27 protein-coding genes are annotated in these 25,005 nt (G+C 41.9%); 14 read left to right on the forward strand and 13 right to left on the reverse strand.

All coding sequences use genetic code 11. The features are described from left to right. The first annotated feature begins 20 nt into the window (after positions 1-20). Genes yhdP through O7C57_RS03490 form a run of 5 tightly spaced genes read left to right on the forward strand, consistent with a single transcriptional unit; the run spans position 21 to position 6,946 of the window. Positions 21-3,815, forward strand: a complete 3,795-nt coding sequence (yhdP, locus tag O7C57_RS03470; protein WP_269723630.1) for an AsmA2 domain-containing protein YhdP — start codon at positions 21-23, stop codon at positions 3,813-3,815. Beyond that, a complete protein-coding gene (gene nit1, locus O7C57_RS03475; protein WP_249999319.1) occupies positions 3,815-4,669 on the forward strand; it encodes a deaminated glutathione amidase in 855 nt (284 codons plus the stop codon). Before yhdP ends, nit1 begins: the two co-directional genes overlap by 1 nt. A 5-nt stretch (positions 4,670-4,674) precedes the next feature. Further along, positions 4,675-6,120: a metalloprotease TldD gene (tldD, locus tag O7C57_RS03480; protein WP_163863009.1), complete on the forward strand. Its 1,446-nt coding sequence runs from the start codon at positions 4,675-4,677 to the stop codon at positions 6,118-6,120. Between the two features lie 23 nt (positions 6,121-6,143). Continuing rightward, positions 6,144-6,626: a ribonuclease domain-containing protein gene (locus O7C57_RS03485; protein ID WP_196713753.1), complete on the forward strand. Its 483-nt coding sequence runs from the start codon at positions 6,144-6,146 to the stop codon at positions 6,624-6,626. Positions 6,627-6,637: 11 nt separating this feature from the next. Continuing rightward, complete coding sequence (locus O7C57_RS03490; RefSeq protein ID WP_154624888.1) at positions 6,638-6,946, forward strand: barstar family protein; 309 nt, start codon at positions 6,638-6,640, stop codon at positions 6,944-6,946. Between the two features lie 384 nt (positions 6,947-7,330). Here the strand turns inward: O7C57_RS03490 and yjgA are convergent, their stop codons facing one another. Then, positions 7,331-7,876, reverse strand: a complete 546-nt coding sequence (gene yjgA, locus O7C57_RS03495; RefSeq protein ID WP_154624889.1) for a ribosome biogenesis factor YjgA — start codon at positions 7,874-7,876, stop codon at positions 7,331-7,333. A 174-nt stretch (positions 7,877-8,050) separates the two neighbouring features. Here yjgA and pmbA point away from each other — a divergent pair, with 174 nt between their 5' ends. After that, positions 8,051-9,391 (forward strand): metalloprotease PmbA, encoded by a 1,341-nt coding sequence (pmbA, locus tag O7C57_RS03500; RefSeq protein ID WP_154624890.1) that lies wholly within the window; start codon positions 8,051-8,053, stop codon positions 9,389-9,391. A gap of 85 nt (positions 9,392-9,476) precedes the next feature. Next, a complete protein-coding gene (locus O7C57_RS21535; RefSeq protein WP_269723631.1) occupies positions 9,477-9,998 on the forward strand; it encodes a YcxB family protein in 522 nt (173 codons plus the stop codon). Positions 9,999-10,122: 124 nt separating this feature from the next. Here the strand turns inward: O7C57_RS21535 and rnk are convergent, their stop codons facing one another. The 11 genes from rnk to kdsD form a co-directional block, all read right to left on the reverse strand. Continuing rightward, positions 10,123-10,533, reverse strand: a complete 411-nt coding sequence (rnk, locus tag O7C57_RS03510; protein WP_154624892.1) for a nucleoside diphosphate kinase regulator — start codon at positions 10,531-10,533, stop codon at positions 10,123-10,125. Between the two features lie 188 nt (positions 10,534-10,721). Continuing rightward, the gene (npr, locus tag O7C57_RS03515) at positions 10,722-10,994 is read right to left on the reverse strand and encodes a PTS phosphocarrier protein NPr (protein WP_154624893.1); all 273 of its coding nucleotides are present in this window, start codon (positions 10,992-10,994) and stop codon (positions 10,722-10,724) included. Next, positions 10,994-11,845, reverse strand: coding sequence for an RNase adapter RapZ (gene rapZ / locus O7C57_RS03520; RefSeq protein ID WP_154624894.1), 852 nt, complete (start codon positions 11,843-11,845; stop codon positions 10,994-10,996). The genes npr and rapZ overlap by 1 nt, the downstream gene beginning before the upstream one ends. A 168-nt stretch (positions 11,846-12,013) precedes the next feature. After that, entirely contained in the window at positions 12,014-12,481 is a 468-nt protein-coding gene (gene ptsN / locus O7C57_RS03525) for a PTS IIA-like nitrogen regulatory protein PtsN (protein ID WP_154624895.1), read from the reverse strand. A gap of 102 nt (positions 12,482-12,583) precedes the next feature. Continuing rightward, complete coding sequence (hpf, locus tag O7C57_RS03530; RefSeq protein ID WP_154624896.1) at positions 12,584-12,871, reverse strand: ribosome hibernation promoting factor; 288 nt, start codon at positions 12,869-12,871, stop codon at positions 12,584-12,586. Between the two features lie 22 nt (positions 12,872-12,893). Next, positions 12,894-14,339: an RNA polymerase factor sigma-54 gene (rpoN, locus tag O7C57_RS03535; RefSeq protein WP_154624897.1), complete on the reverse strand. Its 1,446-nt coding sequence runs from the start codon at positions 14,337-14,339 to the stop codon at positions 12,894-12,896. 165 nt (positions 14,340-14,504) lie between these two features. After that, positions 14,505-15,230 carry an LPS export ABC transporter ATP-binding protein gene (lptB, locus tag O7C57_RS03540; protein ID WP_154624898.1) on the reverse strand — a complete coding sequence of 242 codons (726 nt, stop codon included), beginning with the start codon at positions 15,228-15,230 and terminating at the stop codon, positions 14,505-14,507. A gap of 5 nt (positions 15,231-15,235) precedes the next feature. After that, on the reverse strand, positions 15,236-15,784 hold the full coding sequence (gene lptA, locus O7C57_RS03545) for a lipopolysaccharide ABC transporter substrate-binding protein LptA (RefSeq protein WP_154624899.1): 549 nt from the start codon (positions 15,782-15,784) through the stop codon (positions 15,236-15,238). Then, positions 15,768-16,361 carry an LPS export ABC transporter periplasmic protein LptC gene (gene lptC, locus O7C57_RS03550; protein ID WP_154624900.1) on the reverse strand — a complete coding sequence of 198 codons (594 nt, stop codon included), beginning with the start codon at positions 16,359-16,361 and terminating at the stop codon, positions 15,768-15,770. The genes lptA and lptC overlap by 17 nt, the downstream gene beginning before the upstream one ends. 15 nt (positions 16,362-16,376) lie before the next feature. After that, entirely contained in the window at positions 16,377-16,937 is a 561-nt protein-coding gene (gene kdsC, locus O7C57_RS03555; RefSeq protein WP_154624901.1) for a 3-deoxy-manno-octulosonate-8-phosphatase KdsC, read from the reverse strand. A gap of 15 nt (positions 16,938-16,952) precedes the next feature. After that, complete coding sequence (gene kdsD, locus O7C57_RS03560) at positions 16,953-17,921, reverse strand: arabinose-5-phosphate isomerase KdsD (protein WP_154624902.1); 969 nt, start codon at positions 17,919-17,921, stop codon at positions 16,953-16,955. A gap of 483 nt (positions 17,922-18,404) precedes the next feature. On the opposite strand from kdsD, the gene mlaF reads away from it, so the two are divergent. The 7 genes from mlaF to murA all read left to right on the forward strand — a co-directional run bounded on the left by mlaF (position 18,405) and on the right by murA (position 23,273). After that, positions 18,405-19,208: a phospholipid ABC transporter ATP-binding protein MlaF gene (mlaF, locus tag O7C57_RS03565; protein ID WP_249999315.1), complete on the forward strand. Its 804-nt coding sequence runs from the start codon at positions 18,405-18,407 to the stop codon at positions 19,206-19,208. Between the two features lie 6 nt (positions 19,209-19,214). Continuing rightward, positions 19,215-19,997, forward strand: coding sequence for a lipid asymmetry maintenance ABC transporter permease subunit MlaE (gene mlaE / locus O7C57_RS03570; RefSeq protein WP_154624904.1), 783 nt, complete (start codon positions 19,215-19,217; stop codon positions 19,995-19,997). 3 nt (positions 19,998-20,000) lie between these two features. Next, positions 20,001-20,498, forward strand: a complete 498-nt coding sequence (mlaD, locus tag O7C57_RS03575; protein ID WP_163863002.1) for an outer membrane lipid asymmetry maintenance protein MlaD — start codon at positions 20,001-20,003, stop codon at positions 20,496-20,498. Between the two features lie 34 nt (positions 20,499-20,532). Further along, positions 20,533-21,159 (forward strand): phospholipid-binding protein MlaC, encoded by a 627-nt coding sequence (gene mlaC, locus O7C57_RS03580; RefSeq protein ID WP_163863000.1) that lies wholly within the window; start codon positions 20,533-20,535, stop codon positions 21,157-21,159. A 4-nt stretch (positions 21,160-21,163) separates the two neighbouring features. Continuing rightward, a complete protein-coding gene (gene mlaB / locus O7C57_RS03585; RefSeq protein ID WP_154624907.1) occupies positions 21,164-21,454 on the forward strand; it encodes a lipid asymmetry maintenance protein MlaB in 291 nt (96 codons plus the stop codon). Between the two features lie 138 nt (positions 21,455-21,592). Continuing rightward, positions 21,593-21,847, forward strand: a complete 255-nt coding sequence (ibaG, locus tag O7C57_RS03590) for a BolA family iron metabolism protein IbaG (RefSeq protein WP_154624908.1) — start codon at positions 21,593-21,595, stop codon at positions 21,845-21,847. A 163-nt stretch (positions 21,848-22,010) separates the two neighbouring features. Next, complete coding sequence (gene murA / locus O7C57_RS03595) at positions 22,011-23,273, forward strand: UDP-N-acetylglucosamine 1-carboxyvinyltransferase (protein ID WP_154624909.1); 1,263 nt, start codon at positions 22,011-22,013, stop codon at positions 23,271-23,273. Between the two features lie 705 nt (positions 23,274-23,978). Here murA and O7C57_RS03600 read toward each other — a convergent pair. Beyond that, the gene (locus O7C57_RS03600) at positions 23,979-24,692 is read right to left on the reverse strand and encodes a hypothetical protein (protein ID WP_154624910.1); all 714 of its coding nucleotides are present in this window, start codon (positions 24,690-24,692) and stop codon (positions 23,979-23,981) included. Between the last annotated feature and the right edge of the window lie 313 nt (positions 24,693-25,005).

Genomic DNA, 25,005 nt, shown 5'->3' on the forward strand with positions numbered 1-25,005 from the left:
TTTACTTGAAGGAGAAACGGGTGAAACGACTGCCAAGAGTAGTATGGATGACCACGGCTATCGTGCTGCTGCTTTGTGCATTGCTGTTAACAGGGCTACGTTTCTTCTTACCGAATGTTAATCATTATCAGCAAGGCATTATTGCTTATATTGAAAAAAATACTGATATCTCACTACAAATTGGTGAGATAGAAGGTGCTTGGCAATCTTTTGGACCTGTTTTTACCTTGAGGGATGTGGTTGTTCATAACCCTGAGGTTGATGCAACAGCCAGCAAAATTGCGATTGAACTGGATATTTGGCGCTCTATTCTTTCTTTAACATGGCGTTTTCGAGATATTACCTTTTATCAACTTGATGTGGATTATAAGGTGCCTTTTAGTTTCGAAGGCAGCGCTGAACCGATCGATAGCGACGGCATTGAAGGGCTATTTTTAAAACAGTTTAATCATTTTACGCTGAAAAATAGCCAACTCACATTTCTCACTCCTTCAGAACAAAAAACGACGCTTATTTTACCTGAGTTAACATGGCTTAATGAACAAGAGCGTCATCGTGCTCAAGGCTTTGTTAGCCTAGAGACGATTAATAAGCAGCATGGTTTTTTGCAGGTCAAACTGGATGTGAAAGATAAAAATGGCATCTTGAGTGACGGCACAGTCTATCTGCAAGCCGATAACATTGATATGCAACCATGGCTTAGCCGGTGGTTACGCGAAAATACAGGATTACGCGACGCTAATTTCAGCTTATCTTCTTGGGTGAGTATTAAAAATAATCGTATTGATAGCGGGTTACTACAGTTACGCCAAGGTGAAGCCAACTGGGGAGAGGCTCCTTTAGCCCAGAACCTACAAGTTAATGATTTATTGATTCGAATGAGAAGACAGGGTGAAGGATGGTTATTTAACATTCCTGAGCTAAATACATTAAAAACAAACGAATATATTTGGCCAAATGGCAGTGTTTCGGTGCTGTATCTTCCCTCATCGATGAAATATAACCAACAAGACCATTGGCGTATCCGAGCTAAAAATATTGAGCTAGAACGCTTAAGTGAAGTATTACCCACGTTCTCATTTGTAACTCCTGAAACGGTACAAGATTGGCAGCACCGCCAACCTAAAGGGGTGTTATCTGCTTTTTCTTTGGATATCACGCCAGAACAACTCGACCATACGCAAATCGATATGGACTGGCAGAATGTTAGCTGGAAAAAATGGAAGCAATTGCCTTCAGTTGACCACTTTACCGGGGGTTTAGTGGGCAATATGCAACGAGGTGTTTTGGATGCCTCACTAGAAAATAGTGAAGTTGACTATGAGCCAGAGTTTAAAGCGCCGTTTAAAGTGAGCAAGGCGGTTGGGCGTTTTTATTGGCAAAATGATGACAGCCAGTTCAGACTATGGAGCGATAGCATTGATGTCCAAGCTATCTCAGTCTGGGCTAACGGCCAATTTAACTTTTTAACCTCGAAAAAGCGTGATGAGAGTGATCTGAGCATATTAGCTGGCATTAGTGTGAATGATGCTGGTGATGCATGGCGCTATTTTCCTCAAAAACTGATGGGGCAAGAGCTAGCGGATTACTTATCCAAAGCCATTATTGCAGGGAAAGTCGATGAAGCTACTCTGGTGTTTAAAGGGGATCCTGCACATTTTCCATTTTATGGTAACGATGGACAGTTTCAGGTATTCGTACCATTACATAATGCCACGTTTGAATATGATGAAGGCTGGCCTGCGCTATTTGACCTTGATATTAATCTTGATTTCCAACGTTCCAGTTTGGCGATGCGTGCCGAAAAAGTTAAATTGGGCGATGCGATTGCGACAAATTTAACGGCAGACATTCCTGAATATCAAGATGAGATGCTGTTTATTAATGCGGATCTCGCGGGGACAGGTTCTCAAATTCAACAATATTTCACCACAACACCAATGAAACACTCGATTGGTGACACACTAGACGAATTACAAATTGGCGGTAGTGTGAAAGGGGAGCTTGGATTATCAATTCCACTATCGGCAGGTAAAGAGGTGGTTGCCAAAGGGCAGGTTTATTTAGATAAAAACGACCTATTTATTAAGCCAATTGCGAGCAAACTGACGGCGCTAAGTGGAAGTTTCCAATTCAATAATGGCAACTTAGTTGGCAACAGGTTAGCAGGGCATTGGTTTGGTCAGCCGGTAGCAATAGACTTTTCCACTCAGGATAACCCCAAAAATTATCAAGTAAATGTGGATTTGAAAGGAAATTGGGAACTCGCAAAGATTGCGCAATTGCCTGACTCCATAAAACAAAAGCTTGCTGGCAGCAGTGATTGGAGCAGCCAAATTGAAATATTATTACCGAATGCGGCAAGCGAAAAAATGGCACTGAAAGTCGCTTTCAAGGCAGGGCTAGATAAATTAAAAAGTCGTTTACCTGCTTTGGATGACCATTTATTAAAAGAGTTAGGTTCAATGAATGCGACGGCTCAAGGCTCAACGGACCACCTTGTGATTGGCGGTGATATTGGTCAACGTGTTGGTTTTAATAGCCAATGGGATTTGAGTGGAACGAAATTAGGGTTAGATAAAGCGACAGTCGCTCAATGGCAGGGAAAAGCCCCCGAATTACCTAAGTCATCGACGTTATTGGCAGATTTACCGCCTATCACTAACCCAAATTGGTTTAAAACCCTTGATACCCTATTTTCACCAAAACAAAAGAGTCAGCCATTCGATATTCGCTTACCTGAGACGGTGACGGTGAAAACACCCTCCCTGTCTTTAGGTGGTCAAGCATGGAAAAACATAGATCTTTCATTCAGCTTGTTAGCTGAAGAGCAACTGATAAAGGTTTCAAGCGAAAACCTGAAAGGTGAACTCCAGATCTTTGCTAATCAACCATGGGCACTAAATATCGATTATCTGTATTACAATCCAACCGCATTTCCGGGACAACAAACCACGAGCAGTAATGATAGCGCTTCATTTGATTTTAGCTATTGGCCTGAAATGACGATTCATTGCCAAGATTGTTGGGCAGGTGGACAAAAGTTAGGCAAGATCAACGCTCACTTGCTGCCTCAAGGTAATACCTTGCAACTGAGTGGTGGAACATTAACCAATAGCGTCAATCAATTAAAATTAGATGCAGTTTGGCAAAGTGGCCAACAAAATCGGACACAGATTGCAGGCTCACTAAGCGGCGAGCAATTTGATAATACGGCAGCCTACTATGGTGTTTTAGTGCCAATTATTGATGCACCTTATACCATTGACTTTCAATTAAACTGGCAAGATGTTCCATGGTCCCCAGATATTGCCACCCTTGATGGCAAATTGTCGACCAAGCTAGGTAAAGGTGCGATTGCTAAAATGGGCGGGGGAAGAGCTGGACAGTTGTTACGCCTTGTGAGCTTTGATGCACTATTGCGCAAGCTTCAATTTGATTTTCGCGATACCTTCAGTAATGACTTCGACTTTGATTCAATTAAAGGCAGCGCCAAGATCCATAATGGTATCCTATCAACAAAAGATGTATACATTGATGGGTTAGTGGCAGATATTGCGTTAAGCGGGGAAATTGATTTGGTGAAACGCCAAATTAATGGTGAAGCAGTAGTGACTCCCGAAATATCTGCTACAGTAGGAGTAGCAACAGCATTTGCAGTTAACCCATTTGCAGGAGCAGCAGTATTTGCTGCATCAAAAGTCCTTGGTCCGTTATGGAGCAAAATTTCTGTAATACGTTATCGTGTAACAGGAAGCTTGGATGAACCAAAAATTGATGAAGTATTGCGTCAGCTAAAGGAGACTCAAGAGTAATGAAAAATGGCAATGTTGCACTTTTGCAGTTATGCAGCGGTAAAAATACTAAACATAATTTGGCACAGATTGAGCAGCAAATTAAGCAGTTGCCAGAGACTGTTGAGCTAGTATTGACACCTGAAAATGCATTGTTGTTTGCGGATGCGGCGACTTACCGTAAGCAAGCTGAAATAGAAGGACAAGGTCCTCTGCAAGAAGCTATCGCGATGATGGCAAAACGCTATAAGGTATGGATCCTCATTGGTTCAATGCCATTGATTAGCCGTGAAGATCCTGAGCGGATTACGAGCAGCAGTATTTTAATCGACTCCCAAGGAAAAATTCAGGCGCGTTATGACAAAATTCATATGTTTGACGTGAATATTGAAGATGAACAGGGGACTTATAATGAGTCTGTGATTTATCAGCGCGGCGAACACATTACAGTGGTGGATACACCCGTCGGTCGATTAGGGATGACGATTTGTTATGATCTTCGTTTCCCTGGCTTATTTCAGGCTTTGCGTGAGCAAGGTGCTGAAATTATTTCTGTCCCTGCCGCTTTCACACGTTATACCGGCAAAGCACATTGGGAGCCATTGTTAAGAGCAAGAGCGATTGAGAACCAATGCTTTATACTCGCACCTGCTCAGGTTGGTGTGCATGGAACCCGTAGAACATGGGGACATACCTTAGCCGTTGATGGCTGGGGCAAAGTAATGAAAAAGAATGTTGATGCTGTCGCTTCAACAGTTTTAAATATTCAAACAGAGAGTTTACATGGGATGCGGGAGCAAATTCGAGTGGTAAAACATAACCGCTTTAGACCGCAACTGACGTCATTGATTAAAAAAGAAACAGAAAAAGAGTAAACACTATGAGTTTAGCTTCTGTCAGCGAACATTTGCTGGCTGCCAATGGTCTTGACCACCAAAAACTGTATGACACATTAGGTTTATTATCTGAGCGTAAGCTCGATTATGCCGATCTTTATTTTCAATCGAGCTATCACGAAGCATGGGTGTTAGAAGATCGTATTATCAAAGATGGCTCTTATAATATTGACCAAGGTGTTGGTGTTCGAGCTGTAAATGGTGAAAAAACAGGATTTGCCTATGCAGATCAGATTTCGTTGATGGCATTACAACAAAGTGCGACAGCTGCACGTAGCATTGTTAACGAACAAGGTCATGGCAAATCACAGATTTTAACCGAGGTAGATTACAAGAAGCTATACTCGGCAACGGACCCACTACAAAGCTTATCTCGCGAAGAAAAAATTGCCTTATTGCATCGCGTCGATCAGGTAGCCCGAGCCGAAGATCCTCGTGTGATCGAAGTTAATGCAAGCCTTACGGGTGTTTATGAGCAGGTACTCGTTGCTGCGACAGATGGAACATTAGCGGCTGATATTCGCCCACTGGTTCGTTTATCAGTCAGTGTGCTAGTGGAACATGAAGGTAAGCGCGAGCGTGGCGGCAGTGGCGGTGGTGGTCGCTACGGCTATGAGTATTTCCTTGGAATTCATCAAGGTCAGGTGCTAGCAGAGCAGTATGCTAAAGAAGCGGTGCGTATGGCGCTGGTTAATTTATCTGCAATAGCTGCGCCTGCGGGTATGATGCCTGTTGTATTGGGCGCGGGCTGGCCGGGAGTCCTCCTTCACGAAGCGGTTGGGCATGGTTTAGAAGGTGACTTTAACCGCCGTGGCACTTCTGTGTTCTCTGGGCAAATTGGTGAATTGGTCGCCTCTCCGCTTTGCACTGTTGTTGATGATGGAACCATCGCAGGTCGCCGAGGGTCCTTAGCTATTGATGATGAAGGTGTTCCTGGTCAATATAATGTGTTGATTGAAAACGGAGTCTTGAAAAATTATATTCAAGATAAGTTGAATGCACGTTTGATGGGGGTTGCGCCAACAGGGAATGCACGGCGTGAATCGTATGCGCATTTACCGATGCCGCGTATGACGAATACCTATATGCTAGCAGGCTCTTCAACACCTGAGGATATTATTGCTAGTGTGGATAAAGGCATTTATGCACCTAATTTTGGTGGTGGCCAAGTCGATATCACTTCGGGTAAGTTTGTTTTCTCCACATCTGAAGCCTATCTCATTGAAAAGGGTAAAATTACCTCGCCTGTTAAAGGCGCAACTTTGATTGGCTCTGGCGTTGAAGCCATGCAGCAAATTTCCATGGTAGGCAACGACCTTGCGCTTGATAAAGGGGTTGGCGTGTGTGGTAAAGAAGGGCAAAGTGTTCCTGTTGGGGTTGGGCAGCCGACACTGAAACTGGATAAAATGACCGTTGGTGGTACAGCTTAAACGAGAAGCCAAGGAGGGTAATGATGAATAAACGTATTATTTCTATGCTGTTGATGGCTGTGTTGATCGCACTTAGCTTATATTTTAATGCGGGCGAGCAACAAGAGAAAAAGCAGGCTGAAAAGCCTGCTTCAACATCAGAGCAAGCAATACAGAATCAACATGTTCAACAAATAGATGAGCTAACAAAACAAGCCAATGTGGTGGGGTATATGCAAAAACACCATCAATTGCCCCGTTTTTATGTCACTAAAAAGGAAGCTCGTCGGGCAGGATGGAACCCTAAGCAAGGCAACTTGTGTGATGTGCTCCCAGGTAAAGCTATCGGTGGTGACCGTTTTTCAAATCGTGAACAGCGTTTACCTATTGCACCAAATCGCCAATGGTATGAAGCTGATCTGAATTATAACTGTGGGCATCGCGGTGCCGACCGTTTGCTATACTCTTCAGATGGCATGATTTATGTCACGCGAGATCACTACAAAAGCTTTCAAGAAATTAATTAAAGAGTATTGATATGAGCCGTCCTGTTGTTATCTTTAATTTTCAACAAATTAGTAGCATTGAGGATTTTTATCGCCAATTTGAGCTGCAATTTTCATTGCCAGATTGGTTTGGTAAAAACCTTGATGCGTTGTGGGACAGTGTGTCAGCAGGTATCGAATTGCCTGTTACTATCGTCTTTACTCATCTTAGCGATGAGCAAAAATCGACGTTTGACGATATCATCGCGATGATGCACGATGCGCATGATTTATGGGGGGATGACCTAATATTTGTGTGTGAAAATGATGATGAACAATCAGGCTGTGAAAAACAGATCTAACTATTGAGAAAATCTGCTTCCCATTTTTCTCAGCTAAAAACGCTCTTTTCAAGGCGATGTATGGAAGAAAGCCATACTAAGATCCCACAAAAATTTCCCCAAACGATAAGATATCGCTAATTTTTTAAATCATGAACCTCCGACCCTCCTCCCGGCGATAAGTGGGGGGCTCAAGCACGATGAGAGATCAAAAATTGGGATATATTGGTAATTGACGGGCTCTTTGAGGAGTCAACGATTATTGAGGCAGCCATCCCCATAGAGAACCTTAAAAAGGTATTATGGGTGGATATGACGTTGATATAAAAGAAGCGAAGTAGTGCTTAGAGGGACACTATTTTTGACATCTTCCCCTATATCTCACTCGGTATAGGGGAGGATAATTTACGCGCTTTCAGATAGCTCTTTTAGGTATTGGAAGATTTGACGGAAAGCTTTCGGCGGTTTGTTACTTTCACGTTCTTTCTTGGCGTTGCGCACGAGCGCTCTGAGCTGTTGTCTATCTGCATGAGGGAATAGAGCAACCACTTCTTCAATCACACTGTCGCCATCTTCAACAAGGCGAATACGTAGGTCCTCAAGCTTATGTAGAATGACAACCTGCTGGTTATGACGATTTTTTAGTTTATCTAATGCTTCAGTAATAGGATCAACATCACGAGAACGTAGCAACTTGCCAATATATTGCAGTTGACGACGGCGACCTTCACGCTTAATTTTTTGTGCCAGTTCAATGGATTCAAGTAACTGAGCATCGAGTGGAATGCGCTCAAGTTCACTTTTGCTTAATTCAACGAGCTCCGCGCCCAGTTTTTTTAGAATTTCAGCATCGCGCTTAATTTCACTTTTACTGACCCAAATGATCTCATCATCGTCTTCATCTTGTGGCGCTGGTACATCATCCAGCCAGTCTTCAGGCTGTTTGGCCATATCTCAATTTCCTTTTTACAGAACGCAGCGATGTAATTACATGACCTGCCGCGTTGTGGATGTTAACATTCATATATTATGTATTGTAACTGGGAAAAAGCCCTGATGACTACCCGACATTTGTGAGTTGGTGTAAAAAAGCCAGGTTTACCCCATTTTATGTGGATTGAGTCGATGAATTTAACTGAACAAGTCAGTGAACAACGTAAAAAACTGGAAGATGCGGTCGCACAAGCGCTCTCTTTTGCAAAAAGCCGTTGTGATGCGGCTGAAGTCGCGGTGAATAAAAGCACTGGAATTAGTGTCAGTACCCGCCAAGGTGAAGTAGAGAATGTTGAATTCAATAGTGATGGGGCGCTGGGGATCACGGTTTATCACAATCAACGTAAAGGTAGTGCGTCTTCTACCGATTTAAGCCCAGCAGCCATTGAACGCACAGTACAAGCCGCTGTCGATATTGCTCGTTATACGTCGGAAGACCCTTGTGCTGGCCCTGCTGAAAAATCACTACTCGCTTTTGAAGCGCCTGACCTACAATTATTTCAGGCTAGCGACATTACACCAGAGGAAGCGATAAAGTTAGCATCACAAGCCGAGATGGCAGCGCTTCAGGTCGATTCACGTATTGTGAATACGGAAGGTGGCAGCTTTAATGGTCATTATGGTGTTCGCGTGTTTGGTAACTCACACGGTATGCTACAAAGCTATTGTTCAAGTCGTTATTCTATGTCGAGCTGTGTGATTGCGGAACAAAACGGTGATATGGAACGCGATTATGCTTATACCATTGGACGCAGCTTGAGTGCTTTGAAATCACCAGAATGGGTGGGGCAAGAGTGCGCTCGTCGTACATTGGCACGCTTATCACCAAGAAAGCTGCCAACAATGAAGGCTCCCGTTATTTTTGCTGCTGAAGTGGCGACAGGGCTGTTTGGTCATCTTGTTGGGGCAATCAGCGGTAGCAGTATTTATCGTAAATCCTCTTTCTTATTGGATAGCCTTGGCAAGCAAATTTTGCCTGAATGGCTAACCATCAATGAACAGCCTCATTTAATCGGTGGACTCGCCTCATCACCATTTGATAGTGAAGGTGTGCGTACTACCGAGCGCAATATTATTGAAAAGGGTGTGCTGCAAACTTGGTTGATGACTTCCTATTCAGCTAGAAAGTTGGGGCTACAAAGTACAGGACATGCAGGGGGCATCCATAACTGGCGCATTGCAGGGCAAGGTTTATCATTTGAAGCGCTGTTAAAACAAATGGGCACAGGCCTAATTGTCACTGAATTGATGGGGCAGGGAGTCAGTGGGATCACGGGGGATTATTCGCGTGGTGCCTCCGGTTTTTGGGTCGAAAATGGTGAGATCCAATACCCAGTGAGCGAAATTACTATTGCGGGTAACCTTAAAGAGATGTGGGCGAATATGGTTACTATCGCAGATGATATTGAAACGCGAAGCAATATTCAGTGTGGTTCAGTACTACTGCCTGAAATGAGCATTGCAGGCCAATAATGGCATTATAGCGAGCATTTGTTGTATAAAGGAGTCTGAGGAGCGATTGCTCCTCAGTTTTTTGCTCACAATAGGATATGTTTATATGGTAGACCCCATTCGAGTAACATTAAATCGTAATGAATATATACGGTTCAATAACTACTGCTATAAAAACAATTATTTTTATAAGGGGAAAAGTTCGTTCATTCCTTTGGTGATGTTTATCATTTTTATTGTTGTATTTGTGGTGGCGTTGCAACTGCTTAACATCACATTGGCCCAAATTTCGATGGCATTGCTTATTTCACTGTGCTTATTTTTATTTATAGCGGCTCGAATATTACAGACCTTCCGGTGTGCAATACCTGATCCCGATAGCTTACTTTTTTCTGAAAAGCAGTATTATTTTGATGAGCAAGGCATTCATGAAACCAGCGAATATGGCTCTTCATTTATCAAGTGGGAAAAATTTAAGTTTATCCGAACAGATGGCGATTTGTTATACCTGTTTTTTGACCGTGTCAGTACCATTATTATTCCTGCTCGTTGTTTTGTATCGACAGAGGAAAGTCAACAGTTCGTGCATATGGTAAAAAAACATGCCACGAATTTGTTGATGGAATGAGTTGAGTCACTCATCTTTAGAAGTGATGAAATGGGGATTGAAAAGAGTGAAGGTGATACGGTAAGGCAAAATGTGTTAGGCGCCCTTATGGGCCCTAACACAGTACTAGCGCGTTATTGGGGCATTAACGGTGAAACTCACCAGCCGCTTCTGGCTGATAAATAATTTCAAGTACTCTAACGCGAGTTTCAACACCATTAGGTAATGCCCAACTGATCTCATCATTGACACGTAAACCAAGTAAAGCAGCGCCAATGGGTGCCATTACAGAGAGTTGTTCCGCACTATCTTTTAATGATGCTGGATAAACCAACGTACGCGTGCGTTCTTCATTGCTGATTAAATCAAGAAAACGCACAGTACTGTTCATTGTGACGACGTCAGCAGGAATTTCCTGTGGTGACAGGATATCTGCACGATCAAGTTCATCATTCAATGCGTCAGCAACTGGGGTACCTGCATAAGCAGCTTGTTCCAATAGTGCGTCTAGGCGCTCTGCATCTAAATCATTGATAATAATTGTTGGCTTTGTCATACCACACTCCAATAGAGACGTACAAAGCAAACACCCCCCACCCAATAAGGTAGGGGGTGTCGCTGTGATAAAATTGTATAAAATATTAGGCTCTTCAAGCTCCAAAAGGAAGAGATCATGATCACGATCTCTGAGCCAATAGTTGTAAAACAACTGATATTTAGTTCGTAAATAATTGGTTGATTATACTAACTTTCATCAAATCCACTTTCGAACAGGTTAATTATCGCGGATAAAGCCTGATCTTCATCAGGGCCGCTAACCTCAATATCAATGGTACTTCCTTGCTCAGAGTCTAACATCAACATCGCAATAACGCTATCCGCCTCAGCCTCGATATGATTATTATTGCGTAAAATAACTCTAGAGTTAAATTTTTGAACTAATTCATAAAGTAACATTGCCGGCCTAGCATGCATGCCAAGCCGGTTTTTTAAGGTGATGGTCGCTTTTAGTGTCATTATTTCCGTTTTTCTAACGTTCGGTGGCGGGACTGTACGTTTTTGCCGCGGGAACGAAAATAATCAGCTAGCTGTTCAGCAACATAAACAGAACGGTGTTTACCGCCAGTACAGCCTATAGCGACAGTCAGATAACTACGATTATTTGTTTCAAGCATTGGCAGCCACAATTCTAGGTAGCTGCGTGTTTGATAAATAAAGTTATGGACCTCAGTATGCCTATCTAAGAATGCAGCAACGGGGCGATCTAACCCTGTCATTGGGCGTAATTTAGGATCCCAGTGCGGATTGGGTAAAAAGCGGACATCAAAAACATAATCCGCATCGATAGGGATACCGTGTTTGAAACCAAAAGATTCAAACACCATGGTGAGCTCACGTTCACGTTTGCCCATTAAACGTGTTCTCAACATCTCTGCTAATTCATGCACTGACATTTCAGAGGTGTCTATCACTAAATCAGCACGAGAGCGTAGTGGTTCTAACAGCTCGTTTTCTTCATCTATCGCACTCTCTAGCGATAAATTTTTACTGGAAAGAGGATGTAACCTACGCGTATCGCTATAGCGGCGAATTAATGTGTTGCGATCAGCATCCAGAAACAAGAGTTGAGGCGAAAAACTAGCAGGTAATCTATCTAATGCCTCTTCAAAGATCTCTGGGTTATCGGGCATATTACGCACATCAATGCTCACAGCGGCTGAAATATTACGATCTGCGAGTGAATTGGCCAGTTCTGGAAGCAGCACAACCGGCAGGTTATCCACACAATAGAAACCCATATCTTCCAGCGCACGTAAGGCAACGGATTTTCCCGAACCGGAACGGCCGCTGACAATCATCAGCACCATGAGCTAACTCCCTTTTGTTTCTTTTCGATGATCATATGATCTCGATAGTTGAATCGAACTTTTGCTTACTTATTAAAACATCACAGTTTATGTCAGTACAGCTATATAGAAAATATCAAAATTTTATATACATGTAACCCTGTGATGACAAAGTCATTCAATTATAGATTACTCAGTAATAATACTATATAGCTCAGCGTCGCTTTGTGCCGATCTGAGACGCTTACAAAAAGATTTGTCTGCTAATTTTTTGGCGATTAACGATAACGTGTGCAGGTGTGTTTTGCACTGATCGGCAGGCACAAGTAATGCAAAAAGCAGATCGACAGGTTGATTGTCGATGGCATCAAAGGCAATAGGCTCTTCAAGATGCAAAAAAACGCCAACAGCTTGCGTATGTTCACCTTCTGCTAACTTACCGTGAGGAATGGCGATCCCACTACCAATACCTGTTGTTCCGACTTTTTCTCTGGTGAGTAATGCTTCAAATACCGTATTTTCCGGTAATCCCAACTCTGCGGCAGCGAGTTCACTAATAATCTCGAGAGCCCTTTTCTTGCTAGTACAGACAAGGTTATTACGTGTACAGGCTGGTGATAATACGGCGCTTAATTGGATTTCTATATCACTGTTCATTTTATTGTTCGCTTAGGACTACAAAACCAGATAGCGGGGTACGCTATCTGGTTTTAATTATTTATTGGTCATAAATCACTGAGTGATTTCACCATAAATAGACTAGTGTTGTCTCAGTTTTTCTTTATGTTTGGTTAACTGGCGTGACAATTTGTCTACCAGTAGGTCGATTGCTGCGTACATGTCGTTTTCTTCAGCTGACGCATGGAGTTCTGCACCATTCACCTGCACAGTTGCTTCAGCAATCTGCTGAACTTTTTCAACTTTTAAAACGACTTGAATACCATTGATACGATCAAATAATTGCTCCAATTTTTTGATTTTTTTCTCAACAGTTTCACGCAATGCAGGGGTGACTTCGATATTGTGTCCAGTAATCTGAAATTCCATACAATCTTCCTTACTTTGTCAATTAAACCAACTTTTTACGTTGATTTGAGGGCGGAATAGATAACGATTCACGGTACTTAGCGACAGTTCGACGAGCAACCTGAATGCCCTGTTCGGCCAGCATGCTGGTCAATTTACTGTCACTCAATGGTTTTGCTGGATTCTCAGCAGCAACCAGTTTTTTCACTAACGCACGTATTGCCGTTGAGGAAGCTTCTCCTCCAGTATCGGTACTCACATGGCTAGAGAAAAAATACTTCAATTCAAAAATTCCCCTAGGGCTATGGAGATATTTTTGCGTTGTGACTCTCGATATTGTCGATTCATGCATATCGACCTGATAAGCAATATCAGCCAATATCATGGGTTTCATATATTCATCGCCGAGTTCGAAAAATTCTTGTTGCTGTTCAACAATGCAAGTTGCGACCTTTAACAAGGTCTCATTGCGACTTTCCAAACTCTTAATCAGCCATTTAGCATCCTGCAAATTGCTACGAATATACTGTGAATCACTTTCGCTTACTGAATCTTTTATCAGTGAAGCATAGTGATTGTTAATACTTAGTTTAGGGATGCTATCTGTATTTAATTCAACTTGCCAGTGTCCATTGATTTTTTTCACTAAAACATCAGGAATGACATATTCAGACTCTCCGGTATTGATGGATTGGCCGGGTTTGGGATTCAACGTCAATATCAGATCAATAGCGGTTTTTAGTGCATCTTCTTTTAATCGAGTCAGCTTAGTGAGCTGGCGAAAATCGCGATTTGCCAGTAAATCGATGTGTTGGCGAATAATCGTGCGAGCTTCCTCTAATCCAGGGGTATTTTTCGGATAGAGAGATAGCTGAATGAGTAAACATTCTTTAAGGTCTTGTGCCGCCACTCCAAGGGGATCAAAATGTTGGATTCGTTTTAAAACCGCGCTCACTTCTTCCAAAGTGATATCAGGGTTATCAATACCTTCATGGATATCGGTAATTGATGTGGTGAGATAGCCTGAATCATCAATAGAATCAATAATTGCTGTCGCAATAGCACGATCCGTATCGGTAAAAGGGGTTAACTCGGATTGCCACTGCAAATAGTCCTGTAGGGTTTGTGTCGTTTCCCCTTGGTAGACCGGTAATTCATCGAAACTGTAGTCGTTGCTGGTGCCTGAAGGTGTGCCAGCGGTGTAAATCTCATCCCAATTGGCATCCAGTGGGAGCTCATCAGGCATATCACCCTTTTCGAGAGCATCTTTGGTATCGATTTCGCTACTATCAGTGTCGATATCGATGTCATCCAGCGAATCTAATTCATTGGCATTTTCTTCTTGTTCTAGAAGGGGGTTGGTTTCTAGAGCGAGTTGGATTTCTTGTTGTAGCTCAAGTGTAGAGAGCTGCAACAGGCGGATAGCCTGTTGCAGTTGGGGTGTCATTGCAAGTTGCTGACTGATTCTGAGCTGCAAACTTTGCTTCATGAATGGTCTTTTATCTCCATCTCAAAAATATATTTGTCATACAACCAGTGACGGTATCGCTAGCGAATGTTGTTGACCTGCTTTCTGATTTATTAAGACATTCAACAAATCGTGTCTCTGTCACCTAGCGATGCTCGACTTATTTTAGAGTCTATGACTAATAACTTATAGACGGAAGCCTTCCCCTAAATAAACGCGTTTGACTTGTTCATTTTCGAGGATCATCTCAGGTGTTCCGTGTGCTATCAGGTGCCCTTGGCTCACAATATAAGCTCTTTCACAGACATCGAGTGTTTCTCGCACGTTATGGTCGGTGATCAACACGCCCAGACCATAGTCACGTAAATGTTGGATGATTTTTTTGATATCCAATACTGAAATTGGGTCAACACCAGCAAACGGCTCATCTAACAAGATAAATTTCGGATTTGCGGCTAATGCGCGAGCAATTTCAACACGGCGACGTTCCCCACCTGACAACGATTGACCAATACTATCGCGCAAATGGGTGATACTAAACTCTTCCATTAGCTCTTCAGCACGTGTTTTACGTTGGTCTGAATTTAAGTCATGACGTATTTCTAGCACTGCCATCAGGTTATCATAAACGCTCAAGCGGCGAAAAATTGAGGCTTCTTGAGGCAGATAGCCAATACCACGGCGTGCGCGTTCATGAAGAGGCAACAGGCTAATATCTTCGCCATCAATGGTAATCTTACCTGCATCTCGCTGGACGATTCCGACCACCATATAAAAGGTGGTTGTCTTACCCGCACCATTAGGGCCAAGTAAACCAACAATTTCACCAGACTTCACCTCAAGGCTGACATCTTCAACGACCTTGCGTTTTTTATAGGCTTTTGCCAGATTCTCAGCGGTTAATGTCGCCATAACGATTATTTACTCTTTCCGTTGTTTGCCGCGGGGCCTTTCTCTTGTAACTGTGATGGCAATAATACTGTGGTGACGCGTTTGCCTTTATCGCTAAATGCTTCCATCTGTTGTGTCGGCACGATATAGGTAATTTTATCACCCTTAATATTGCTATCTAACTGCTCAAGATAGGCATTACCTGTTAATGTCAGCAGTTCTTTATCCACTTCGTAGCGTGCTTTCGCTGCTCGGCCTTTAATTGGCTTACCATCATCTTGTAGTTGATAGAACGTCACTGGATTACCAAACGCTTCTATCGTAATTTTGTCAGAGTTACTGCTAGGACGCGTAACCACGACTTTATTGGCTCTGATATCAATAGAACCTTGTTTAATCACAACATCATCTGTAAATGTGGTGACATTTTTCTCTAAATCAAGGGACTGCTTGACTGAGTTAATTGTCATCGGTTGTTGTGTATCAGATTTTAATGCGGAAGCTGGTACGCTAAGAGCAAAAATTGCGCTGGCAACGGCTCCTTGAATAAAACGCTTTTTATTTACTTGATTCATTTTTTTGCTCTTCTTTTTGTAGCACGTAATGAGTTTTTACATCTTCAATTAACTCTGCGGTTCTTGAACGCAGGTTACCGCGCATTTTTAAACCAGTAGAATTAAGGCCTTGCCCGATGATGGTAACTTTATCATCCGATGAAACATCTTGTGTTATCAGATTAACGACAGCACTTTGGGTTGAAATTCGCTGAATTTGTGAATCAGGGCTTAAACTATCGACTTGGACATCGTCATACAAATAGAGCACTCTATCATTCGTCAGTTTGGCCTTGAGTGACCGCACCGTCCATGTCGGTACGCCTGCTTCGTTATAAGTTGTCAAAACAGGGTTAGTAAACCAAGTGAGTTTGTCTGCCGTATAATTATCAATTTTATCTGATACAAGTTTATAGGCCAAATCACCCGCTGGATTATAGACGAATGTCACTGAATCATCAGTTTGATAATTAGGTTGACTGTTATCTATAACGCCTGCTGTTGGGGTGCTGGTATCATAACCAGCGAGGTTCCAACCGATCAGGCCAAGTGCTATCAAGGATAACAGGATAATTAACCACTTTTTAGCGTTACTCATGGGTGTCTTTATTCTTTAAATCGATAAGCCTTTAGCTTCTTCCAGTTTATTTTGAGCAATCAGGATTAAATCGCAAAGTTCACGAACTGCTCCTTTACCACCACCAATGCGTGTAACGTAATCGGCTTTTGGTAGTAGCAATGGGTGTGCATCAGCAACCGCTACAGATAGCCCAACTTTTGCCATGACAGGCCAATCAATAAGATCATCTCCGATATAGGCTGTCTCTTCCGCGCTTACTTTTAGTGTATCTAACAGTTCATGATACGCCAAAAGCTTATCGCTCTGTCCTTGGTAAAGATATGTAATACCGAGTGTCTTTGCGCGATCTTCAAGCAATTTTGCCTTTCGGCCAGTGATAATGGCCACGTCGATACCCGAGGTCAATAAACAGCGAATACCGTAACCATCACGCACGTTAAATGCTTTCAGCTCTTCGCCGTTATTTCCCATGTAAATTTGGCCGTCAGACATGACACCGTCGACATCACAGATTAACAATTTAATCTTAGCGGCTTTTTTTAAAACATTTTGGGTTACAGGACCGTAACACGTGTCCTGAAAGTGCGGATCCATAATCATTCCTTTTCTTTATACAACACCAGCTTGTAAAAGGTCATGCATATGTAAAACACCGACTAGCTTATTACCTTCTGCGACCATCAATGAAGTAATATGTTTAGACTGCATAAGGTTAAGTGCTTCTACCGCTAACATATTCGGGGTTATTTTGATGCCACCTGGCGTCATCACATCGGCTATTTTTGCGTTGTTAAGATCAATACCCATATCGAAGATGCGACGCAAATCACCATCTGTAAAAATACCAGCAATATTCATCTCGTCATCACAAATCACAGTCATGCCTAATTTTTTGCGAGTAATCTCAATTAATGCTTCACGTAACGTCGCTGTTTGTGGAATATGAGGAATATCATCACCGACATTCATTAAATCACGAACTAATAATAAAAGTTTGCGCCCAAGTGCGCCACCAGGGTGAGAAAGTGCGAAATCTTCCGGCGTAAAGCCTCTCGCGGTGAGTAAGGCAATCGCTAATGCATCCCCCATCACCAGCGTTGCGGTGGTACTTGTGGTAGGGGCCAAGCCTAATGGGCACGCTTCTTTTGGCACTTTTATGCAGAGGTGAACATCGGCATATTTACCCATATTACTATTAGGGTTATTGGTCATGCAGATCAATGGAACTTTAATTCGTTTTAAAACAGGCAATAGCGCTAGGATTTCACTCGATTCACCAGAGTTAGAAATTGCCAATACAATGTCTTTATGAGTAATCATTCCCAGATCGCCATGGCTAGCTTCGCCAGGATGCACAAAGAAAGAAGGTGTACCTGTACTGGCCAAGGTTGCTGCAATTTTTCGCCCAATATGACCCGATTTTCCCATACCCATAACAACGACCTTTCCTTGGCAAGCAAAAATGCGCTGACAAGCGTGGGTAAAATCATCGTTGATATATTGTTCTAAATTTTTTAGGCCTTCACTTTCGATATGGAGAACTTCTTTGCCTACTTGCTGAAAATCGATGTTTGACATTTTCTGTTCCATGCGTAGCTTTTCAGTTAATCGGATTAGCGAGCGCGAATTGTATAACGAATACTTACTATCAGTAAGTGCTTTGTCAAATCAGTCGAATATTAATTATATTTTAATCAATGATGACTGGCGGAGATTAACAAAAGCTTAAGTCAGTGGCTCTCGGTATTCATTAGCATCATAAACCAAATAAAGAATGATGAACTTTAGTATTCTCAACGAATAACAAATTTTTAAAGTCTAAGAGCTATCTGCTTCAATTGCGCAAAAATAATGTTTAACTATTAATAATTCTGTTGTTGTATGTATCTTTTAGATATAAAAAAACACATTTTTCACACCAATAACGCTATTTAGAACGTTATAATACTATAAATAAAATCAGATGTGATATTAGACGATTTTTGGTCTATTTTTCTGTAAAATCGCGAGCCTAGCGCTTTGAGAAAATAAAAATTGATGATGTGACGGGCTATCAAACAAATGCAAACAAAGACAGACAACTTAATCGAAGTGCGTGACATGTCTTTTACTCGTGGCAATAGGAAAATATTTGAAAATATTAACCTAACAGTACCACGGGGTAAGATAACGGCAATAATGGGGCCATCGGGAATAGGGAAAACCACGCTATTACGCCTTATTGGCGGCCAGTTACGCCCAAATCAAGGTGAAATTTGGTTCGATGGTGATAATATTCCGGAATTATCACGCTCAAAACTGTATCAGGCTCGTAAAAAAATGAGCATGTTGTTCCAGTCTGGGGCGCTATTTACTGATATGGATGTTTTTAACAACGTAGCATTTCCTTTACGTGAACATACTCACTTACCGGAATCATTGATCCATACTACGGTCATGATGAAGCTAGAAGCGGTAGGTTTACGAGGGGCTGCAAAATTGATGCCTTCAGAGTTATCGGGGGGGATGGCAAGACGAGCAGCTTTGGCTCGAGCTATCGCACTTGACCCTGAGCTAATTATGTTTGATGAGCCTTTTGTTGGACAAGACCCCATTACGATGGGCGTGCTAGTCAAATTGATTGATGAGCTGAATCAAGCATTAGGCGTGACCTGCGTGGTGGTTTCTCATGATGTGCCAGAAGTGCTTAGTATTGCTGACAATGCCTATATCGTTGCTCAGCAGCATGTGATTGCACAAGGGACTGGTGATGAGTTAAGAGATAACCAAGAACCACGCGTTAGGCAGTTTTTAGATGGTATTGCTGACGGGCCTGTACCATTCCGTTTCCCCGCCAATGATTATCTGGCTGATTTATTAGGGTAAAATAAGATGATAGTAGAGGCAATCGCTGCCTTCGGACGTCGGTGGATTGAAATTTTTTCGGCTTTTGGGCGAGCCGGCTATATGCTGTTTCGTTCATTGTTTGGAAAACCCGAATTTTCCAAACAATGGCCACTGTTAATTAGGCAATTGTACGCTGTTGGTGTGCAATCATTGTTAATAGTTGCTGTTTCAGGGCTATTTATTGGTATGGTGCTTGGGTTACAAGGCTATCTTGTTCTAACAACCTTTAGTGCTGAAGCCAGTCTCGGAATGATGGTGGCATTATCGTTATTGCGTGAATTAGGGCCTGTCGTGACAGCACTGCTGTTTGCAGGGCGTGCTGGCTCTGCATTAACCGCTGAAATCGGCCTGATGAAAGCGACTGAGCAAATATCAAGCCTTGAAATGATGGCTGTCGACCCCTTACGTCGAGTGATTGCCCCGCGTTTTTGGGCTGGCTTTATTAGTATGCCATTGCTATCACTTATCTTTGTTGCCGTAGGGATCCTCGGTGGTGCATTGGTTGGCGTTGATTGGAAAGGGATTGATGAAGGCTTTTTTTGGGCTTCAATGCAATCTTCTGTTGATTGGCGCATGGATATTGTGAATTGCTTTATCAAGAGTCTTGTCTTTGCCATCACAGTCACTTGGATTGCATTGTTTAATGGCTATGACGCTATCCCAACATCGGAAGGGATAAGCCGAGCGACAACACGAACCGTTGTTCATGCATCACTCGCGGTTCTTGGTCTAGATTTTGTACTTACAGCACTGATGTTTGGGAACTAAGTCATGCAAAGTAAAAAAAGTGAAATATGGGTAGGTTGTTTTATGCTGCTGGCAATTGCAGCAATTGTTTTTCTATGTCTAAAAGTGGCTGATTTAAAGTCAATTGGTAGTCAATCCACCTATCAGGTTTCTGCCTCTTTTGAAAACATTGGTGGCTTAAAAGAAGGTTCCCCAGTGAAAGTGGGCGGTGTTGTGATTGGTCGAGTTGCAAGCATTACGCTGAATAAAGATAACTATGTGCCTGATGTGAAAATTGATTTGTTGAGTGAGTATGACAACATTCCAGATTCAAGTTCGTTATCTATTCGTACTTCTGGTTTGCTAGGAGAACAATATATTGCAATGAATATTGGCCCTTCTGGTGAAGAATTAGGAATTGAAACCCTTAAAGATGGGGGGCGCTTAGAAGATACTAAACCTGCGATGGTATTAGAAGATCTGATAGGGCAGTTCCTATATAAGAGTGGAGATAGTCAAGGTGCTGATCCTACAGCAAATTGATTCGACATTAATACGGATTTAGAAGGAATAATTTATGTTTAAGCGCTTAATGATGATAGCCATGCTGGCGATTGCACCATTTGCAATGGCGATTGACCAAACCAACCCCTATAAACTCATGGATGAAGCGGCTGAAAAAACGTTTACACGATTGAAGGAAGAACAGCCTAAAATCCGTAAAGATCCTAACTACTTACGAACTATTGTTCGTGAAGAGCTGCTGCCTTATGTACAAATTAAATATGCGGGAGCACTCGTACTAGGAACTTACTACAAAAATGCAACGCCTGCACAGCGTGAAGCATATTTTGCCGCTTTTGAAGCTTACCTTGAACAAGTCTATGGCCAAGCATTGGCGATGTACCATGGTCAAACGTATCAAATAGCGCCAGAGCAGCCTCTTGGCGATAAAAATATCGTCGCGATCCGAGTCACCATTATCGATCCTAATGGTCGCCCGCCTGTGCGCCTAGACTTCCAATGGCGTAAAAATAGCAAAACAGGCCACTGGCAAGCTTATGATATGATTGCAGAGGGTGTCAGTATGATCACCACTAAGCAAAATGAATGGGGCGATATTTTACGTAAACAAGGTATTGATGGTCTAACAAAACAGTTAGAAATCAGTGCGAAAGCACCTATTACTCTGGATGAGAAATAATCACATGAGTCATGCGCTTACGTGGGACACCGCATCGTCAACAGTTAAACTATCTGGCACATTAGGCCGAGAGTCTTTGCTCGTATTTTGGGAGCAGCGTGAGACTTTGTTATCCCAAGTTGAGCAAATCGATGTGTCAGGCTTGGATCACGTTGACTCAACTGGACTCGCTATGTTGGTCCGTTTAAAAGGTGAGTTTGAGCAGCAAAAACGCTCACTACAAATAGTGGGAATGAGCGATAATTTAACAACCTTGATGGAACTGTATGGCGTTAAGTCATTATTGCTAAGTTAAGGTCAGTTTGTGTAAAAAAAGCGCCTCTGCGTGTTTTTATGCACCGGGGGCGTTTTCTTTGGTTTAAGATTTGTTTCGGATCCTTTAGGATAGACGTCTATTTATACCAAAATCGATGATGATAAAATTGAGTCATATATGGAAACCAACGAAATAAAACAAGTATTGATGGACAAGCTATCTCTGGATGAGGTGATTGTTAATGGTGATGGCAGCCACTTTCAGGTTATTGCCGTCGGTGCCATGTTTGAAAATATGAGCAGAGTCAAGCAGCAGCAAGCTGTTTATGCTCCTTTGATGGAGTATATCGCGGACAACCGTATTCATGCGCTTTCAATTAAGGCATATACCCCAGCTGATTGGGCACGTGACCGCAAGCTAAACGGTTTTTGATAAAAAACTGCGAACAGTATTTAAAATCTATACTCAAAACTATCTCGGGTTGCATGCAGTGAGTCAATATAGATAGCACTAGGCGTAAGGAACGCGATAGTCCTACTTTTCTGAAGACATTTGCAATCCGAAATAGGATGAATATGAATACGAGAGTAACCGAATGGATAAATTTTTAGTTAAAGGGCCCACTCGTTTAGAGGGTGAGGTGACAATCTCCGGTGCCAAAAATGCTGCACTACCAATTCTGTTCGCTGCGCTACTAGCCGAAGAGCCAGTAGAAATACAAAATGTCCCTAAACTTAGAGATATTGATACGACTATCAAACTTCTCAATCAATTAGGAACCAAAGTTGAGCGCAATGGTTCCATTTATGTTGATGCAAGACATGTTACAGAATATTGTGCTCCCTATGATCTAGTTAAAACCATGCGCGCATCAATTTGGGCTCTTGCGCCGTTGGTTGCACGTTTTGGTCATGGGGAAGTTTCATTGCCAGGTGGTTGTGCTATCGGAGCACGTCCTGTTGACCTACATATTTCTGGGTTAGAGCAACTTGGCGCACACATTGTATTAGAAGATGGCTATGTAAAAGCGACCGTTGATGGCCGTTTAAAAGGCGCTTGCATCGTTATGGATAAAGTCAGTGTGGGCGCGACTGTCACCATTATGACGGCAGCCACATTGGCAGAAGGGACAACAACGATCGAAAATGCTGCCCGTGAGCCAGAAATTGAGGATACAGCTAACTTCTTGAATACGTTAGGTGCCAAAATTACTGGTGCGGGTACTGACCGTATTGTTATTGAAGGGGTTGAACGGTTGGGTGGGGGAACTTACCGTGTGTTACCCGACCGCATCGAAACCGGCACTTTCCTTATTGCAGCAGCCGTTTCAAGAGGAAAAGTGATTTGCCGCAATGCCTGTCCAGATACACTGGATGCTGTTTTGGCAAAACTGCGTGAAGCAGGTGCTAAAATTGAAATCGGTGACGATTGGATCAGCCTTGATATGGAAGGTAAACGTCCCAAAGCAGTGACGTTACGTACCGCACCACACCCAGGTTTTCCGACAGATATGCAAGCTCAATTTAGCCTTTTAAACCTAGTGGCTGAAGGGGCTGGTATGATCACTGAAACCATTTTTGAAAATCGCTTTATGCATATCCCTGAACTTATCCGTATGGGCGCTCATGCTGAAATCGAAAGCAACACAGTGCTATGTCATGGTGTTGAGAAACTGACGAGCGCGCAAGTTATGGCAACGGATTTACGTGCATCTGCAAGTTTGGTGATTGCGGGTTGTATCGCAGAAGGCACGACGACAGTTGATCGTATTTATCACATTGACCGTGGTTATGAGCACATTGAAGATAAGCTACGTGGCTTAGGTGCGAATATTGAGCGTATCCACTCTGAAGATTAAGGGTGCTGTTGCCAATACAGAAGAAAGTCTACATTTTGCTTGCCCTTTACGAAGGGCTTGCTTCACTTTCAATCCCTCTATTCGTTTAAAAGGTGATTCTGGTCGCTTAAGGCCGAGTATGAGGCTGAACATACGTTTCAATGCCCAGTAATGACTCCTAATCACATTATTGTGATATTTAATTTGTTGATGCTCGCCACTTACCGTGAGCATCTTCTCCCCCTCAAATGAACCTGTATTTATCACTTTTGATATGCCTCCTTTTACCTTTAATTGAAGACGTTAATTAACAAAGAGAAAAGAGAGCTTGGTCCTGCAAAATAAAAGCTAAGGCCAAGACGATTATTTTTGCTATTAACAGCGTTAATATAGATAACGTGAGATTTGATTAATTTTTTGCTGAGTTCTCATTTGACTATAAGTTTCATGATTTGATTGAAGGAGGCCAACAACATCGCAGTTGTTTGGCTATTTTTAGGGGGAATCATTGGGTCCTATGGGAAAGAGGAATTCAATCTTTATATCTTCTTAGTAAATCATTCGTTAAGTTCACGCTATTTGCTACTGTATCGATAATATTAACAGTGCTCTCATTGTTTTTAACCGCTTAATTAAATAGTTTTAATATCAATATAAACATGTTTTCATTAAAAATGAAAAACGTTAGTGAATATTGTCACTAACGTTTCGTGGAGAACATTTATTTTATTGCGCGCATTGGTCTAATTTTACTTTGGCCGGATATTGAGCGACATTTAAATAACTTTCTCCAACCGGAGATGCAGTAATAACTCCGCTAGAATTATTTAAATTATCATTAATACCAGGGCCAATAAATGCGACAATTCCACGGGAAACACCCGCAATTGTTTGTTCACCATTAGGGACATTCATATTATCTGAGCGAATTTGTAAGTTTCTAACACCTGAAAAATCTTTTAATTTTACTTCGATTTTATTCGGTTGTGTTACAGATGGGCTAGATGATATTTTTTTCATTGTTTTATATGGAAGGAATTCATATTCAGAACCTTCACCCAAGAAAAACTGGAAGTAAACTCCCACAGCACTTGTTTTAAAAAATTGAATCTTATTTTCACTGTATGCCGGTGTTGCATTATCAGCCCAACCATAAGGTCTATAGGCTAACTCATAGAGTTTATCTTTATCTGATTCATCACAAACAAATAATACTTTTTCTAAATCAATATGGGTTTGCAGAGATATTTCTTGTGGTGTAACAAGCGTGTCAGCTAAAACTTTTCCAGCTTGTTGGATATTGCTAACAATCATGGGATTTTTTTCACCAGCGTATATTGTTTTATTTTGCAATCCGGAGTTCACAATTTTACAAGCCGCTTGTGCACCAGAAGCAAATAGCAATGATAGCATAATGGTTGCTGAGATTTTCTTAATCATAATTATTCCTTAAATGAGATTTGTTTTTTATTTACATGGCATCTGTAAATTTCAATTTAAAGATAGATGACAGAAATATCTTGCACAAGAAAGTGATTAAATTAAAATTAAATCACCATTATTTTTTATGGTTGGTTTTTTAAATGCTCTTTTTTTCTAAAATAGAGGTTGGGTATAAATTAATTAACCATTTTTGGTTGATATTCCTTATTTGCTGGCATGAATAGAATATAAAACTTGCTCTATAAACTGATAATCAATTTATTCATGGCTTTTTATCTATTTCATTTTTTGAAATGGAAATGTTTTTTTA

Source organism: Providencia sp. 21OH12SH02B-Prov, from assembly GCF_027362595.1.
Lineage (GTDB): Bacteria > Pseudomonadota > Gammaproteobacteria > Enterobacterales > Enterobacteriaceae > Providencia > Providencia zhejiangensis.

Bases quoted from the DNA above. Each gene is read 5' to 3' on its own strand.
- O7C57_RS03490 (WP_154624888.1), top strand. From the start codon at position 6,638: ATGAGCCGTCCTGTTGTTATCTTTAATTTTCAACAAATTAGTAGCATT.
- O7C57_RS03485 (WP_196713753.1), top strand. From the start codon at position 6,144: ATGAATAAACGTATTATTTCTATGCTGTTGATGGCTGTGTTGATCGCA.
- pmbA (WP_154624890.1), top strand. From the start codon at position 8,051: ATGAATTTAACTGAACAAGTCAGTGAACAACGTAAAAAACTGGAAGAT.
- O7C57_RS03600 (WP_154624910.1), bottom strand. From the start codon at position 24,692: ATGATTAAGAAAATCTCAGCAACCATTATGCTATCATTGCTATTTGCT.
- ibaG (WP_154624908.1), top strand. From the start codon at position 21,593: ATGGAAACCAACGAAATAAAACAAGTATTGATGGACAAGCTATCTCTG.
- murA (WP_154624909.1), top strand. From the start codon at position 22,011: ATGGATAAATTTTTAGTTAAAGGGCCCACTCGTTTAGAGGGTGAGGTG.
- mlaD (WP_163863002.1), top strand. From the start codon at position 20,001: ATGCAAAGTAAAAAAAGTGAAATATGGGTAGGTTGTTTTATGCTGCTG.
- rnk (WP_154624892.1), bottom strand. From the start codon at position 10,533: ATGACAAAGCCAACAATTATTATCAATGATTTAGATGCAGAGCGCCTA.
- lptB (WP_154624898.1), bottom strand. From the start codon at position 15,230: ATGGCGACATTAACCGCTGAGAATCTGGCAAAAGCCTATAAAAAACGC.
- kdsD (WP_154624902.1), bottom strand. From the start codon at position 17,921: ATGTCAAACATCGATTTTCAGCAAGTAGGCAAAGAAGTTCTCCATATC.
- tldD (WP_163863009.1), top strand. From the start codon at position 4,675: ATGAGTTTAGCTTCTGTCAGCGAACATTTGCTGGCTGCCAATGGTCTT.
- npr (WP_154624893.1), bottom strand. From the start codon at position 10,994: ATGACACTAAAAGCGACCATCACCTTAAAAAACCGGCTTGGCATGCAT.
- rapZ (WP_154624894.1), bottom strand. From the start codon at position 11,845: ATGGTGCTGATGATTGTCAGCGGCCGTTCCGGTTCGGGAAAATCCGTT.
- kdsC (WP_154624901.1), bottom strand. From the start codon at position 16,937: ATGGATCCGCACTTTCAGGACACGTGTTACGGTCCTGTAACCCAAAAT.
- ptsN (WP_154624895.1), bottom strand. From the start codon at position 12,481: ATGAACAGTGATATAGAAATCCAATTAAGCGCCGTATTATCACCAGCC.
- mlaE (WP_154624904.1), top strand. From the start codon at position 19,215: ATGATAGTAGAGGCAATCGCTGCCTTCGGACGTCGGTGGATTGAAATT.
- hpf (WP_154624896.1), bottom strand. From the start codon at position 12,871: ATGGAATTTCAGATTACTGGACACAATATCGAAGTCACCCCTGCATTG.
- lptA (WP_154624899.1), bottom strand. From the start codon at position 15,784: ATGAATCAAGTAAATAAAAAGCGTTTTATTCAAGGAGCCGTTGCCAGC.
- yjgA (WP_154624889.1), bottom strand. From the start codon at position 7,876: ATGGCCAAACAGCCTGAAGACTGGCTGGATGATGTACCAGCGCCACAA.
- mlaB (WP_154624907.1), top strand. From the start codon at position 21,164: ATGAGTCATGCGCTTACGTGGGACACCGCATCGTCAACAGTTAAACTA.
- lptC (WP_154624900.1), bottom strand. From the start codon at position 16,361: ATGAGTAACGCTAAAAAGTGGTTAATTATCCTGTTATCCTTGATAGCA.
- rpoN (WP_154624897.1), bottom strand. From the start codon at position 14,339: ATGAAGCAAAGTTTGCAGCTCAGAATCAGTCAGCAACTTGCAATGACA.
- O7C57_RS21535 (WP_269723631.1), top strand. From the start codon at position 9,477: ATGGTAGACCCCATTCGAGTAACATTAAATCGTAATGAATATATACGG.
- mlaC (WP_163863000.1), top strand. From the start codon at position 20,533: ATGTTTAAGCGCTTAATGATGATAGCCATGCTGGCGATTGCACCATTT.
- mlaF (WP_249999315.1), top strand. From the start codon at position 18,405: ATGCAAACAAAGACAGACAACTTAATCGAAGTGCGTGACATGTCTTTT.
- nit1 (WP_249999319.1), top strand. From the start codon at position 3,815: ATGAAAAATGGCAATGTTGCACTTTTGCAGTTATGCAGCGGTAAAAAT.